The 15,517-nt window shown below is 43.5% G+C and carries 5 protein-coding genes; 3 read left to right on the top strand and 2 right to left on the bottom strand.

Translation table 11 applies throughout. The annotated features are described in order from the left end of the window. Positions 1 to 211 precede the first annotated feature (211 nt). Positions 212 to 1,228, bottom strand: coding sequence for a formamidase (locus D3222_RS16900; RefSeq protein WP_118987199.1), 1,017 nt, complete (start codon positions 1,226 to 1,228; stop codon positions 212 to 214). 392 nt (positions 1,229 to 1,620) lie between these two features. Between D3222_RS16900 and D3222_RS16905 the strand changes: the two genes are divergently transcribed. The 3 genes from D3222_RS16905 to vapC all read left to right on the top strand — a co-directional run bounded on the left by D3222_RS16905 (position 1,621) and on the right by vapC (position 4,096). After that, positions 1,621 to 3,168, top strand: coding sequence for a Fic family protein (locus tag D3222_RS16905; RefSeq protein ID WP_118987200.1), 1,548 nt, complete (start codon positions 1,621 to 1,623; stop codon positions 3,166 to 3,168). Positions 3,169 to 3,456: 288 nt separating this feature from the next. Further along, positions 3,457 to 3,699 carry a type II toxin-antitoxin system VapB family antitoxin gene (gene vapB, locus D3222_RS16910; protein WP_118987201.1) on the top strand — a complete coding sequence of 81 codons (243 nt, stop codon included), beginning with the start codon at positions 3,457 to 3,459 and terminating at the stop codon, positions 3,697 to 3,699. Continuing rightward, a complete protein-coding gene (gene vapC, locus D3222_RS16915) occupies positions 3,692 to 4,096 on the top strand; it encodes a type II toxin-antitoxin system tRNA(fMet)-specific endonuclease VapC (protein WP_118987202.1) in 405 nt (134 codons plus the stop codon). The genes vapB and vapC overlap by 8 nt, the downstream gene beginning before the upstream one ends. 407 nt (positions 4,097 to 4,503) lie before the next feature. Here the strand turns inward: vapC and rtxA are convergent, their stop codons facing one another. After that, the gene (gene rtxA, locus D3222_RS16920) at positions 4,504 to 15,093 is read right to left on the bottom strand and encodes an MARTX multifunctional-autoprocessing repeats-in-toxin holotoxin RtxA (RefSeq protein WP_118987203.1); all 10,590 of its coding nucleotides are present in this window, start codon (positions 15,091 to 15,093) and stop codon (positions 4,504 to 4,506) included. Positions 15,094 to 15,517 lie beyond the last annotated feature (424 nt).

The following is a 15,517-nucleotide window of genomic DNA, read 5'->3' on the forward strand; positions in this document are numbered from 1 at the left end:
CAATTAATAGTACCATATTACTTCAATAATTAACCAATAAGATATTTATAATATTTTCAATTAGAAAAAATGATTTAAATCAATAAATATAGAATATAATGTAAAACAAAAACATCATAACCACTCCTATACCTAATAGATTTCGAGTTGCAGCGCGGCGGCAAGTGAACGAATCCCCAGGAGCATGGATAACGATGTGACTGGCTACCCATTACTCATCAACTTTCGGTAATGGCCCCAGCCTCACACCTTCTGGATAATATTTCCAGCCATCACGAATACGGATGTTTTCATCCCAAGGCAATTTATACTCACCATTTGCCAAATCGCGCACCCAAGTCAAATAATTAGCTCTCTCTCCGCCAGGTTTACCAACATAACCCCGGCAACCAAGATTAAAAATACTGTTCTCTAGCGCCCAGTTTTCACGAGCCTTATCCGCCAGACGCGGGAACAGTTCGGCAGTAACAATTTCCCACGGATTACGCTGACCTTGCTGGATAATGTTACCGTCATAATTACAAATCGTACCTTCACCGAAATAATAAAAAACCTCATCGTAGCCTGCCAGATTAACCGATACGGTATACATTAAGTTCTGCCAGGCATTAGTGCGATTCGTCCAGATCCACTGGTCGTTAACTTGGGTAGAATAACCGGAAATACGGATAAAAACGTTACAGCCTTTATAGGCGGCTTCACGCGCTAATTCAGGAAACATACCATCGTGACAAATACATACCGCCAGCTTTGCACCTTTGGGCCCCTCACAAACCGGCATACCCAGATTGCCCGGCATCCAAGGCTCAATCGGCACCCAAGGCTGCAATTTACGGTAATGCAATACAATCTCACCGCTGCTGTTAATAATGATCGCGGTGTTATAAGGTGGCTGCAACGGATCCTCATTACGTTCCATTACTGAAAACACACCCCAAATATTGTTGCGAATACAAGCTCGACGAAAACAGTCAACTTCTGGACCGTCCAGCGATAATAACATTTCATCATAGGTCCAGATCTTGGTATTTAATCCCTGAGCGGAATATTCAGGAAATACAATAAAATCCAAGTCAGGATAACCGGCTTTAGTTGAATCGATTGTTTTACAAATCCGCCGCACTTGAACCTGAATATCTTCAGGCCCCTTAATGACGGGAACAGGATATTGAATAGCCGCAATTAATAACGCTTCATCCCACGCACTGACACTTCCGGTACTGCCCATAAAGACCTCTGAATGAATAGTAATGATTAAGATTGAATAGCAGGTTTTATCGTTATACGGACAAGATAGAGCGTTATCTTTACCCATCGCTAAGCGATTTCACTAATGCATAATAGCGTCTCTTTTGTTCACAAAAATGCGATCTGTAACATTAAATAAAAAAATTAATAACTTTTTAGTAAAGAGTACCACTATCAACATTAGGGTTAATTTGCTCTAAATAACTTTGCAAATAGTCGAACACCAGCAATCAGTTGGTAGGACTCAAATTCACTGAATCTGAGTGTAACAGCTAATAATGCAAGCGCGTAAAAGCTAGAAATGCAATATCGTAACAGCTAATATTGCATTCCCGTATTAGCTAATACTTGAACATCGGCTGGAAGAAGAACATGGCAAAAACTGGAAACGAAAGGTTAACAGAAGCGCTGAGGGCTGCAAGTGATGCGGCAGTGGGCAATGTGCTCAACTCTAAGTCAATCACTGATAAGCAACGCACACTTCTGATCAATAAAGGTTATTTCAAGCAAATTATTAGGGGATGGTATCTCCTGGATGCAGATCTCACGACTGAAAAAGCGGGTGATTCAGTACTTTGGTATGAGTCCATCTGGTCTTTCGTTGGGCAGTACGTCGAAAGCATCTTCGGGGGTGATTATTGGCTAAGTCCTGAATCTTCTCTTGACTTACATACAGCAAACAATGCCCTACCAAACCAAATAATCGTTTATACCTCAGACACGACGCCTCGCGCACTTAACCTGCCTAACAATATGAGTATGGTGATCATCAAGGGAAGAATTCCCTGTAAGACTGTCAAAGTAAACGGTATAAATGTTCATTCGTTGGAAAGCGCACTAGTTGAAACTGGCCCACAAACCTTCAGGGCTAATCCCCTAAGCATTCAGCTAGCACTCCGGAATGCTGATCTGAGTCTGCTTTCAGAGGCAGTACTGACAACCAAAAATGTTGCCTCAGGAAATAGATTAATTGGCGCCTATGAGCAGCTAAAGATGAAAGCCGAAAGCCGGAAACTACAAACCATCATGGAAGGAGCTGGTTTTGAAGGTATTAAACGGGTTAACCCATTTGACCATGTTCCGATGATTGTAGGTAGCAGCCGAGGAGAATCCCCAAGCGCAGTTCGCGTGAGAATCCTGTGGCAGGAGATGAGACAAGAAGTCATCGAAGTATTTGATGATTTTCCACCACCTTTTGACTTCTTTGAGCGTTCAATCGAAGAAACACACGCCATGATGAGCAATCTCTACATAAGCGATGCCTACAACTCACTATCCATTGAAGGTTACAAGGTTACACCAGAATTAATCGAGCGCCTGTCTAAAGGTGACTGGTCGCCAGATACAATCCAAAGGGATAAAGCGCAGAAAGATGCAATGGCTGCCAGAGGCTATTACGATGCCTTCAACAAGGTGAAAGAGCTACTGCATGAGGCACATGAAGATAAGGAAGGCTTGGATATCCACTATCTGATCGACGTTGGCTTGACTGACTGGTTCACTGCATTGTTCAATCCCTGTGTAGATGCCGGAATTATCAACAGACTGGATTTAGCGGGATTTCGCAAAGGACCAATCTATATCCGCACTTCAATGCATGTACCGCCCTCCAGCGAGCAGTTAATGGACTGTATGGAAGCCCTGAAAGAGTTGATCGCTAACGAGAAGGACTTTGTGGTAAAGGCTATCTTAGGACATCTCTTTCTGGGTTATATTCATCCGTTCCCCGATGGTAATGGCCGCACTGCCAGATTCTTAATGAATTTCTTGCTGGTAATCGGAGGATACCCCTGGACAGTAATTAAACTCAAAAATAGAATCCAGTATCTATCAGCGTTAGAATCCGCCTCGGTAGGAAAAAATGTGAAACCATTTGCAGAGTTCGTAAAGCAATCTATGCAGGAGGTAGAACCAATATGAAGTGGATATTGACCTGAATCCTAAAAATCGGGGCTAACAGGCCCCTAAAGACCAGTAAATCTTCCAGCTTCATCGGTGATCTATTGCAACAAATACCTAACCCCACCAAAAGTCTTCTATTCAGTCAGGGGAGATCAATCCGTTCCTCTCAAATTGAAGATGCTGGCATAACTATAATCAACTTATACAACAATCAACTTATACAACCTGCATTTAACATAGACCTTGCCTATATTCGACTTTATGCTATATACCCATGATATATAGCAATAATCAAAGAGGTGCGCCATGATATATAAAAGTAAAGTTTTTATGAGCAACCGAACTCAGAATGTAAGGTTACCCGCAGATCTCCGTTTCCCTGATAATGTTAAAGAAGTTACTGTTAGGTCAAGAGGCAAGGAACGAATTATTGCGCCCGCACAGAATACATGGGATAGCTTTTTTCTGTCTGATCAATCTGTAACTGACGATTTTTTACCTGAACGTCCTGAGCAAGTAACAAGTGAAAGAGAATCTTTCGATGATTAAGTATCTGCTCGATACTAATATCGTGATTTTCACGATAAAAAAGCGCCCTGAATCCATTCTGCCTAAATTCAATAAGAATACAGACCACATGGCTATTTCTACGATCACATTAGCAGAACTGATTTTTGGGGCCGAAAAAAGTGGAAATCCTGAGAAAAATTTGGCAGTTATAGAAGATTTTGTTTCTCGATTAACTATTCTTCCTTATGACGAACAAGCCGCATTTCACTATGGAAATATTCGTGCGTCACTAGAAAAAATTGGAAAACGAATCGGGGATAACGATCTGCATATTGCAGGACATGCAAGAAGTAAGGGATTGATAGTTGTTACCAATAACACAAAGGAATTCAATAGGGTTGATGGATTGAGAGTGGAAGATTGGACACTAGATTGACAACACTAAGCAAAATCTGCCTCTGTGTTAGTAGGGGCAAGATTTTATGAGAGTTTGTTATTACTCAAATTTTAACGATTAACTTTTACAACAGTAATTAAATAACATTTTAAACTTATATTATTTGTGGCATTCCTATTTTGACGCATAACCAAAATCGGCATAATAACAATAAATTAATTCATTAATATGATCATACAAAAACAATATAGTCCTATAGTAAAAACAATTAAACGTTGTAATTAACTTCATTTAATAATGAAACCCTAAATTTAATATTAAAACAATAATAAATAATTAATTAAAAACATTAACAAATAAAACTCCTGAATAAAAATTCCCAAAAATGGCCCACTTTTCTGTGAGCCACCTTATTAAAACTTTTTTACTGATTTACAAAGAGCTGATTAAGCAAATTTCCCCTTGCCAATCGTGGTATCTATCCACGCCATTGCTATAGCCGCTTTCGCTCGACTCTCCAAGCTTTCAATAAAACCATTATCACCGGCAATCGGGGCAAAACTACTCATGGCCTGAATCAAGGAATCAACTGCATTATCTGACAGTGCCGTAAATTTACGCTCGCCTGATGCGTCCTCATTACCCATCTGTATCACCAGCTTGGCGCAATTGCCATTAAAGTAATCATTAAAGATGACCGAACCTACTGACTCAAATATTCCCTGAGCGGTTGTGGCCTGAGTTTGACGATCCACCGACAGCACCAGATCATACCCACTGCGCTGGAACCACAGGTTTTGCCAGTCAATATCACCATTAAACAGGATCACATCTTCTGCGCTGATGTCATTGACCAACGTATCAATCACCTCGCCACTCACGACAAAACTGTCTGCACCGGTTCCCCCCTGGAAATTGTTCCGATAACCGCCTAATACCAGTAGATCTTGTCCCTCACCGCCATCAAATTGGCTAAATTTCGAAATAGCATCAGCTATCAAGTGGTCATCACCTTCTCCACCGTTGATCACCGCGTGGTAGCCCATCAGCTTAATCACATCGTTGCCAACGCTGCCATCAATCGAGTTGCTATTACCAAATACTCTGGCAACGTCATCCCCTTTAGCCAGATTAATCTGATTGTTATTACCGATAGTCACCGCATAATCCTGCTCTTCCCCAGTATCTACCCGGTTGCTATTACCAGAAGTTATTACGTAATCCTGCCCATTACCGGCATCAATAAAACCATCTTCACCAAAGACAAACGCCTGGTCATTACCTTCACCCATAAATAGATGGTTTATACGTCCAGCCATTACTGCGGTATCATCACCAGTACCGCCGAACATCATATTTTCACGCCCCATCAAGATGCCCAGATCGCGACCTTCACCGCCGGTATAGATATTGGATATGCCCATTGCATAGAAAGTATCATCACCACGACCACCCCAGAAGTTGTTATTATCTCCCAGATAAGCACCGAGATCTTTACCGTCACCACCCCAGTTAAAGTTGCTGTTGCCCAACGATATATGAATATCGCCATCTCCCTGCAAATGGCCGCTATGACGCAGAAAATCAAACGTTTTCTCTTCCATATTAAGCAGATCAGCCGTCAGATTCTCTGTCAGATTAGTGACTAATGATTTCATTTCCGTTTGTTTATTTTTACTGAACATCGTCGCAAACAGGTTAGGCAAGTTCAACGCATTAAAACCAAATATCCGTTCCGAGTTACTATTGTCAGTCGCAGACAAGTTGATTTGCACTTTTGCAATATCGCTATTAGCGGTTGAAACTTGGTGTTTTTCCTCAACCTCTTTCTCTCTTAAACCATGACTTTTGACAAATGACTTCACACCCTCCGTACCCATACTGATACCAGATCGCAAATCATCAAGCCATTTGTCTGGATTAATAAACGCTTTCAGTTGTTCTCCACCGAATTCACCCATGATTTCAACCAGCTCTTGCAGAATAGCAACACTATCAACAGGCTCCCCGGTACGGGAGACCATATGCCCCTCTGCGATGTAATCTACGCCAAAGATATCGGCAAAGGTGGTATCCGCGCCAACCCTCGACAACCGACCAAGCAGCCTGTTCTTAAGCTGACGCGGTAAATCGTGCGGATGATAGGTGAAGGTGGTCTTCGTCAAACCCGTTGCCGTAACCTGCTGCGTCATCAGACCAAACAGCGAGCCTAAGTTGGTATCCAGAATTGATTGGATATTGTCACCAAATATCAAGTTCCAGTTACCCGTTGTCACCTGAATATCGGCCCCCTGACCACCCACCGCAAAATTAAATACCAGTTTCTCATTCGCCAACCGAAATTTATCTGCCCGACTCATATTGCCAGCATCAGCACAGTTGCCCGTGTTGCTTAACCACTCGTTATACTTTTTATTCAGCGTTAATTCGATATCGTCTTCCAGTGCACGGCTGCTACGTTCATTTTGTGAATCCAGATCAAGCAAGGTGCGATAATCCACACTGCTGGTTTGATCTAAACCCGACATATCCTGAATAAACCTCTTCGCACCAGCTAACGTCCACTGTTCATTTCGAGCAGCTAACCATACCTGCCCTTCATCAAAACGCGCAATACCTTGCAGTACATCGGCAACACGCGCAGCACCATCAAACGGATTGATCATTGGTGGCGTCGGAATGGATTTATCCATCATCACAATCAGATCGTTACTGCGGCCCATGTTAAAGCTCACATTACGATTACCGATAAACATTTGCGCCCCTTCAAACGCCTGATAACCGCCAATATCGAAACTGTGTTGACTATCACCATCACCGAGATGAACCATCAGGTTATTGTCACCAAAGGTCAGCGATTTAAAACCACCGGTACCCACCTTGATGCCCACATTCGAGGTTCCCCAGTTGAGCGCGGTAAATTCTCCCTCTCCCACATTGACCTGAATATTGCCGGAATATTCCCATTGATGAGTATTCGATGTACTAGCTAAATGACTACTTACTTTGGCCCGGTGTTTCTTCGGTGCAATGAAAATATGCGAATTATTCGCAATCGCCCCGCTGACTAATTCATCTGAGTTAGCTACCCCTACGTGGGAAAGATTGATATCACTTTCAGCAATACCACGTACTACCCTTTCCGTGTTGCTCATCAGTTCCCCCAGCTCGTTCCATCTGAATATGATTTTGTTATCAGGCAGGTTGTTAACCCATTGGTTATTTTTGTCACGAGTAAACTTACGGCCTGTTACATCAACCGCCACTTCACTACGGCGAGCCGAAACATCACTGCGAATACCTTGCTTACCTAATTCCATGATAAAACGGCAAGCAAAGCCATCTCGTTTATCATCACTGATTAACGCGCAACCCACGATACTGATGTGGCTCAGTTTCTCCACATGACCAAAATGCTGGCTGAACTGTTTTAGTTTTACTGCCAACTTATCGGCACGGTAACCACTCAGACGACTGTTATTCTGTTCCGACTCATCACGACCGTGGCCTACAATCTGCCAGCGTAACTTGCCCGATAATTTAGCGGGATCGCCATAGACCACACGATATTTACCGTCAGCATCAAGTTGAACAATGACACTAGAATCTGGATGTTTACCCGCAAGATTAGCCGCAGCTCTGGCAACGACCGGATCATTTTCCATCTGAATAATAACCTGACCACTAAAACGCGTTGCACGGCCATCCGTTTGAGGCGTGACAGTCACGCGCTCCCAAGAATTGACATTTTTGTTTTTAATAACGTCACTTGATGACAATCGTTCCAACATAGAGGACGGCAGCGACGCTTCGCTATCAACTGGGGTTTTAAATGTCAATTTACTTACCGTCGAATAAGTCAATACCTTGCCAATATTCAACTGTACAAAGTTGACAGCTTGCTTAAAGTTGTTACCTTCAACTTCAACTAGGATTTTCTCACCCTGTTTAGTCGTCACTTCTAACGTTATATGATTTTCACGGTAATCAACTACGCGCCCGGTAATACCCGAACCTAAAGTAAAAGTCTTATTTTGCTCTTTTAATGCACGCAGTACGTAGCCCTGTTCACCATCACGTGCCTTTTTCCAGATACCGTCATATCTCGCAATCATACCCTCTTCAAACTGATTGAATTGAACAGAGAAGCTTTGATCCCGCTGTTCACTCGCCTGAAAGGTATAGCTGGTGAGGTAACCTTTATGAAAAGAATCCATAAAACGGCGGCAATCATCATAGTTAGCAAACGATTTAGCACCAAAATTAGGATCATAGAATGACCAAACTGTTTGCGCGTGCTCTTTGTGTACCACCACTGACATAGCATGTTGTTCAGACATAAATGTCATGTAAGTCGATTTTTTCACATTACGCAGCTTATCCATGACAGATTCATAGCCTTCAGCTTCATAATTCAATGCATTATTGATATTCGGCCCGGTCAGTCCATTGGCTTTTAACTTACCGCCGTAAGCAGCGTTGGCTTTTCGACGCGCAGCAACCGTAGAGCTATCCATCGACTGGCTGTACTGCATTGATAATAAATCTTCAATCGCCGAACCAATATTTTGCCGACGGTATTGGTTGAGCAAAGCAGATTCAATCGAGTTGATATCGGTTTTCTTATTGACTGATTTATCGTTGTAAGCTTTAACAGCATCTTTCAACCACAGCATATAAGCCTTACCGCCCCCCAAACCATGCACCCGGTCTTCGATCAAATAGCGGGCTGACAGGGCAAAGCACAGTCCCTTAAGGAACTCCTTTGACTCAACCTTATCTCCTTTAGTCAGGAGAACACTGCCAATCTCAGGAATGATTTTCCGCAGTTTCTCCAGTAAATTGCTATCCTGGCTAAAATGGAATGAATAAGCTTCTAACTCTTTTCCACGAGCGATAAAGTCAAAAATTTTATTATCGATTTTTTGCAGTATGTCCTCTTTGATCGCATCATGATTTTGAGCAGAATCATGACCTGCCAGCACTACCTCCGACGTATTCGCTGAATATTGGCGTCCAACATTACGCTGTAAATGGTTAACCGCTTGTTCAACATTCTCCCGCGCTTGCCGCTCTTCTTTATCTACCCCTTGACTAAATCGACCATCAGCATAGACGACAGACTCAGGATGAATCTGGCGGCCTGTTTCTATATGAGTCTTTGGCTTATAAGCCTCTCCAGCCAAACCACTACCCTCTGCCCCCACACGTTCTGGTTTGGCCTGCTCACTCGGCTTTTCCCCTTTGGCATCAGCTTGTGCCTGAGCAACTTTGTTTTCAGCCTCGGTAATGTCACGTTTGCCACGATTTTTAACGTTCTGATAGGTAGTATTCGCGTCATCTTTCGCTTGCTCCGCCCGCTGTTGTTGTGAGAACGCCTCTTCCTTTCTCCACGCTGTTTTTATTTGCGCATTCTCAATATCCTGACTTGCGTCGGCATGATATTGCTCACTTTTCGCTGCACCCACTTCTGATTTCGCAACCACTTTTTTTAATTCTTGTTGGTCGGTAACAATCATTTTCTGCGCATTATCCAATTGCTGCTGAGAAGCAAAACGTGTTGCCTGTAATTTATCCTGAACGTGATTTAACAACCCATCTGCGAACCGATCGCGCCACTTTTCCCCTGATGGGCCATCGTAGTTGACATCACTCTCAAGCCGATCCAAACCTTGCATCATGGCAAGCAACTCATCCGTTACCGACTGAGATTCCTCTTTCACTGCATTGCGTTGCTCTTGACCATTGGTATTCAGCGCATTCTGATCGGTTGATTCCAACTGGGATTGTAATTTTGTCATTACGGCAAGCTGTTTATCTTTTTCCTGTTCCAACAGTTGGCGATTTTCTTCCGCTTTGGCTTTATCGTTCAGCGCATTCTGCGCCGTTTGATCTTGTCTCACATATTTAGTCATGCTATTGGTTTGTAATGACCCCCCAGATTTCGCAACAATATTATCCAGAAGATAACCCACCCCATCACTCAAACCTGTCCCTTTAAACTCAATACGATTACTGCCCGCTTGTGCTATCAATTCCAGCGTTTTATTTTGCCACTCAGTTGCATCTCCAGACGTTGAGAATACCCGTTCACCATTCCAAAGAATCTCCATGCCATTGTTGGAGAGATAGGTATTGCGACGATTAGCAAAATCAAAGCTCAGCGAGATCTCTTCTCCTTCATATAAATTTTGCAGGTCCTGATAAATCGCAATATTAGCTTCAGCATCCAGTTCACTGACCCGCACTCCATGCTCTGCATTATCAAGGCCATAAGCACTTGCAGGACGATATGCCTCAATATTATCAACTGACCGCCAACCTTGATCACCCTGTTCAAAATCACCGTTAACAATCAATGACCTTTCGGATTTGGCTATAACGTTATCCAACAGATAACCCACACCATCATTCGGACCTGTACCTTTAAATTCGATACGGTTATTGCCCTCTTTGGTCATTAATCTCAACGTTTTGTTTTGCCATTTATTTTGATCATCCGACGTTGAGAATACCTGCTCACCGTTCCAGAAAACCGCCATACCATTATCCGCAGAAACACCCGAACGCACTGCAAAGTCAAAACTCAGTAAAATAATTTCTCCCTGATTCCGGTTTTGTAGATCCTGATAGAGAGTAGTATTGGCTTCAACATCAAGCTCAGTGACCCGCTCGCCATGACCGGCATTATCAAAACCATAAGCTCTCGCGGGGCTATAGGCTTCAATGCCATTGGTTGATTGCCAACCTTGATCACCTTGCTCAAAATCACCGTTGACGATCAAATTCTCCTCTTGGCCTGATGCAGATTCGATTTCTCGACTCAACGTGCTTTCAATCGCATTAACATCAGACTCGTCTATATCAGTTATAGAGCCACTAAGATGCTGGTTTAAGTCCGAACTTACCTGCTCGACTTCCTCCATTGCAAAACCATTAATGGTAGAAATTTCTGCTAGATTAATCGCGCCGCGACCTTTACGTACACCGGAGGTATCCGCTTCATCACCACGAACCAGATAGTTAATCGCCTGACTACCACCAACACCTAATGCCGTCTGTTTGAGGTTGTCAAAAAGAAGGGAGAGTTTATTGCTTTCAAAGTTACTAACCGCAAGGCTATAGAGATCCCCGTTACCAATCTTAATCGCCACATTATTACGTGCGTAAGCAGCATTAACCGCCAAACCATCACCAACCTGAATATTGGCATTGTTTTCACCTTTCATTACCGCAACATTGAGACCATCCCCAATTTGGGTATTAATATTACTCCTACCCCATGCCAGGTTAACCGAAACCCCATCACCGACTTTGGTATTCACGTTAAGATCGCCATGCGTTGCCGTGACATTTAACCCCTGCCCCACTGTAGTCGTGATGTTGATTTGGCCTTTTGCCACCGTGAGTTGTCTGCCATCACCCACTTTGGTAACCGTGTTCTTATCGCTCCATAAAGCATTCAAGCTGTCACCCGAACCCACTTTGGTCACAATCGTGGCATCCCCTTTGGCAAGTACAATATGACGCCCGGTACCGATCTTAGTGATAATATTCGCTTCGCCCCAAGCTCCGGTATAGTCATCACCATGACCAACATGGGTGATAATGTTGTCATTCCCCAGAACCACCGTTGCTTCTTGTCCATCCCCCACTTTAGTAATGATATTCTTTTCACCTTTGGCGAAATTGTAACGGTCACCATTACCCCGATGGGTCAGAACATTCGTCTCACCCCAGACAGCGTTAACGCTGGTCCCATCACCCACTTTAGCGATGATATTGGCCTTACCTTTAGCGAAACCGACAGTGGTTCCATTACCAATATGGATCATCACATTACCTGCATCGGAACTGAGCAAGCCGACGGTTGTACCTTCCCCCACTTTTGTCAGAATATTACCCCGACCAAAAAGCATGCCTGTAGTTGTCGAATCACCCACATGAGTCATGATGTTGGCTTTGCCAACAGCCACAACCCCCATAAAATCATTACCTACTTTGGTGACAATATTTGCCTCACCCTTTGCCAGAACCCCCGTTAAACCTTGACCTACATGGGTCACGATATTCGCTTTACCAGACATGGCAGCCAGCGTTGTACCCTTCCCAATTTTGGTCATCACGTTCAGTTCACCGACGAATAAGCCTATCGTTGCGCTATCACCTTTATGCGTATAGATATTGCCCTTACCTATCATCAATGCGGCGGTCAGATCATTACCCACTTTCGTCAGCACATTGGCGCTGCCGATCATGGCGGCAAAAGTATTACCATCACCGATATGGGTCATCACATTAGCATTCCCCATCATCGCGGCCAGGGTCATACCGTTACCCACTTTGGTTGCGATATTGCCTTTCGCCAGCATCAAAGCAACACTTCTCCCATCGCCAATGTGAGTAAATGCATTGCCCGCAGCGGCCATCAAGGCCAGCACATCGCCGTCTCCCACTTTGGTAAAAACATTACCTACCAGCCCCCCCATCAGGGCCCAAACATCACCGTCACCCACATCAGTAAAGAAATTGCCTTTACCCATCATGACAGCAAGCGCCTTCCCATCGCCGACTTTAGTAAAAATGTTACCAGCGCCCCCCATCACCCCCAAGCTCTGACCTTCACCGACATGGGTAAGCACGTTACCTATACCAAGCATGACACCAATTGCATTACCGTCTCCTACTTTAGTTAAGACATTGGCCCCACCTAGCATGATCCCCCTGGTGTTACCATCACCAATGTGCGTCAATACGTTAGCACCACCGGCCATCAGCGCCAGTGCATTGCCCGGCCCTTTCTTAGTCAGCACATTGGCGCCGCCTAACATAATTGCCGTAGTATTTGACGCGCGATCATCATCATTAATATGCGTGATAATGTTAGCACCACCTAACATACCGGAAACCAGATCACTGGCGCCGAATCCGGTCAACACATTGGCGCCCCCCGACAACACTGAGAAAATATTCCCACTACCCCGTCGGGTCATGACATTAAATCCCCCCGTTGCCAGCCAGTTGGCGTTCCCATTACCTATCTGCGTGTGTGTATTGTAACCACCTTGCATCACTACCCGGCTATTACCATTGCCTTTATGGATCGAAATATTGCCGACCGCCAAAAGATGAGCGATGTATCGACCATCACCGATCCGCACTAATAGGTTAGCGGCACCTCCAGCGTTAACCTCCATTTCTCCACGCTGACTTTGGTGAACAATAACGTTGGCTAAGCCGCCGCCTGTAAAATTGACATTGCCGCGAGTAACACTGGATTGAATGATGTTTCCACCCCCGACACCGCGGAAACTAACGTCTCCTGAACTCTCACTGATACTCTGTTTATCAAATTCTTGAGTTTGCTCTAACTGTTCGGAAGTGCTGTATATCGCATCGAACTGGTATCGAAGCTGGCTTAACGTACAACCTCCCGCCTCTATGGCGCTGTAACCATTTGCCAAAGAAAAATCTTCATTAGCCAAATCACCGGTATGATCACCCGATTTGTACCACGCTTTAGTCAGGTATTTCAGTGAACCTGTTACAGGATCATCCGCCAATTCAACGAGCACCACTTTGGTAGACGATTCTATATATTTGGCATACACATAAGTATTAGGTTGACGGCTCCATTTCACAGCGGAAACATCCACTTTCTGACTATTAGAAAAGACAAAATGTCCACCCATTTCTGCATTAGAAAGGGTAATATCTTCCGCCTTAACCGCCGTCCCGACGATATAAGTCACCCACTCATTTTCTAGCAAGTTTTCTTCAATACCTTGAATAATCATGGGTCTCTGTTGCTCAACCGTTAAATTAAAAAGACGGTAAGCATCATTATTATTTATATCGATAAATCCATTGAGTGAATAAATATTTTGCGACGCCAGATCTTTAAGGTGATTACCCATTTTATACCAGCAAGTTGCGTAGTAATTGAGCTCATCGGTGACAGGATCATTTTGTAGCTGAATTTTGATGATATGAGTATAGCGATTATCGGTAAGTGCAAAGAGATAAGTATTCGACTCTGTTGTTGATTTAATTCCCGTCACTTTCTGAGATTCCCGGAGAAAATTGCCTCCCATCATCGCCGTCGTTAATACAATCTCTCCAGCTCTGGCATATTTCAATGCCCCACCAATTGTCTCACCATGATACATGTCATGCGCATTTGATCGGGTGATTTCATTGTAAGCGCCCGCACCGGAAAAGTTGATATTGCCATGTGCAACATCAGAATAAATTCTATTGTAACCACCAGCCCCTATAAAAGTAATATCGCCGCGAGTTTGCGAGTATTGATCTTGACTTTGACGCAAACGTTCAATTCGGTTTGATGCCCCGGCGCCACGTAAGATAATATTTCCCTCTTTACCCTCACGTACAATGTGATTATCAGCACCAGCGCCATCAAACAAAATATCGCCACGCTCTACCCGTGAGTTGAGACGATTTGCTGCTCCTGCGCCATTAAACACAACATCACCCTGAGAACCCTGATAATGTTGCAACCAAGTACGGTCAATTTTGTTATGCGCACCAGCTCCGGCAAAGTACGAATTACCCTGCTCTGTTTCATGCAATAATTTGTTATAGCCCCCGATGCCCTTAAAGTCTACATTACCTGTCAAACCTTTACGATTCAGACTATTATAAGCCGCTACCCCCTCAAAACTAAGAGCTCCATCGCTACCTGAATGCACCACAGAAACGCCGCCAGTCGCACCAGAAAAGACGACATCACCATCATCCTGTTTATCAATATTTGCGTAGCCCATCCCTCCTTTTACAGACAACTCACCCTCGGAATCCATTATCTCCAGATAGGCCGCACCACCGACCACCGAGTCATCTCCATCACCGGTATATACCTTTGCCGCAATTGAACCAAGAGTAATACGATCATTCCCGCCACGAGCATAAATATGACCACCAAATCCAATGGCATTGATATCATTATTATTATCGTCAGCAACATAATTCCCAGTAAAAAAGTATCGTGCACTGCTATTTGATGATTTACCCACAAGCAATCCTTTAGCTATTTTTGTTCCAGCTTAATGAAATGAAAAAACACCTTGTTTGTTATATACCCTTCATCTTTCAAGCTGCTGCTTTGTTGGCTGCTTTCACTCACCCCAGTCACATCGTTATCTATGCTCCTGGGGATTCATTCACTTGCCGCCTCGCTGCAACTCGAAATCTATTAGGTATAAATAATGAATATAATTTACATAAATTTTTTAGATGTATTCTCACCTAATAAAAACTTACCAACAAAACAATACATAATAAACAATAACTTAACTCATAATCATTCTGAGTTTATTTATATATAAATTATTTTAAATAATATTCTAACTAACGATCGAATAAACCGGACGGAATAATATAGAGTAGAAGTCTAAAAGCAATATTAATACACAAAAAGTCTTTTTATCCCCCTTCATA

Source organism: Photorhabdus sp. CRCIA-P01, from assembly GCF_003545805.1.
GTDB lineage: Bacteria > Pseudomonadota > Gammaproteobacteria > Enterobacterales > Enterobacteriaceae > Photorhabdus > Photorhabdus antumapuensis.

What these genes read in the sequence shown, in the direction of transcription:
- D3222_RS16900 (WP_118987199.1), bottom strand. Translation starts at nt 1,228, where the DNA reads ATGGGCAGTACCGGAAGTGTCAGTGCGTGGGATGAAGCGTTATTAATT.
- vapC (WP_118987202.1), top strand. Translation starts at nt 3,692, where the DNA reads ATGATTAAGTATCTGCTCGATACTAATATCGTGATTTTCACGATAAAA.
- D3222_RS16905 (WP_118987200.1), top strand. Translation starts at nt 1,621, where the DNA reads ATGGCAAAAACTGGAAACGAAAGGTTAACAGAAGCGCTGAGGGCTGCA.
- vapB (WP_118987201.1), top strand. Translation starts at nt 3,457, where the DNA reads ATGATATATAAAAGTAAAGTTTTTATGAGCAACCGAACTCAGAATGTA.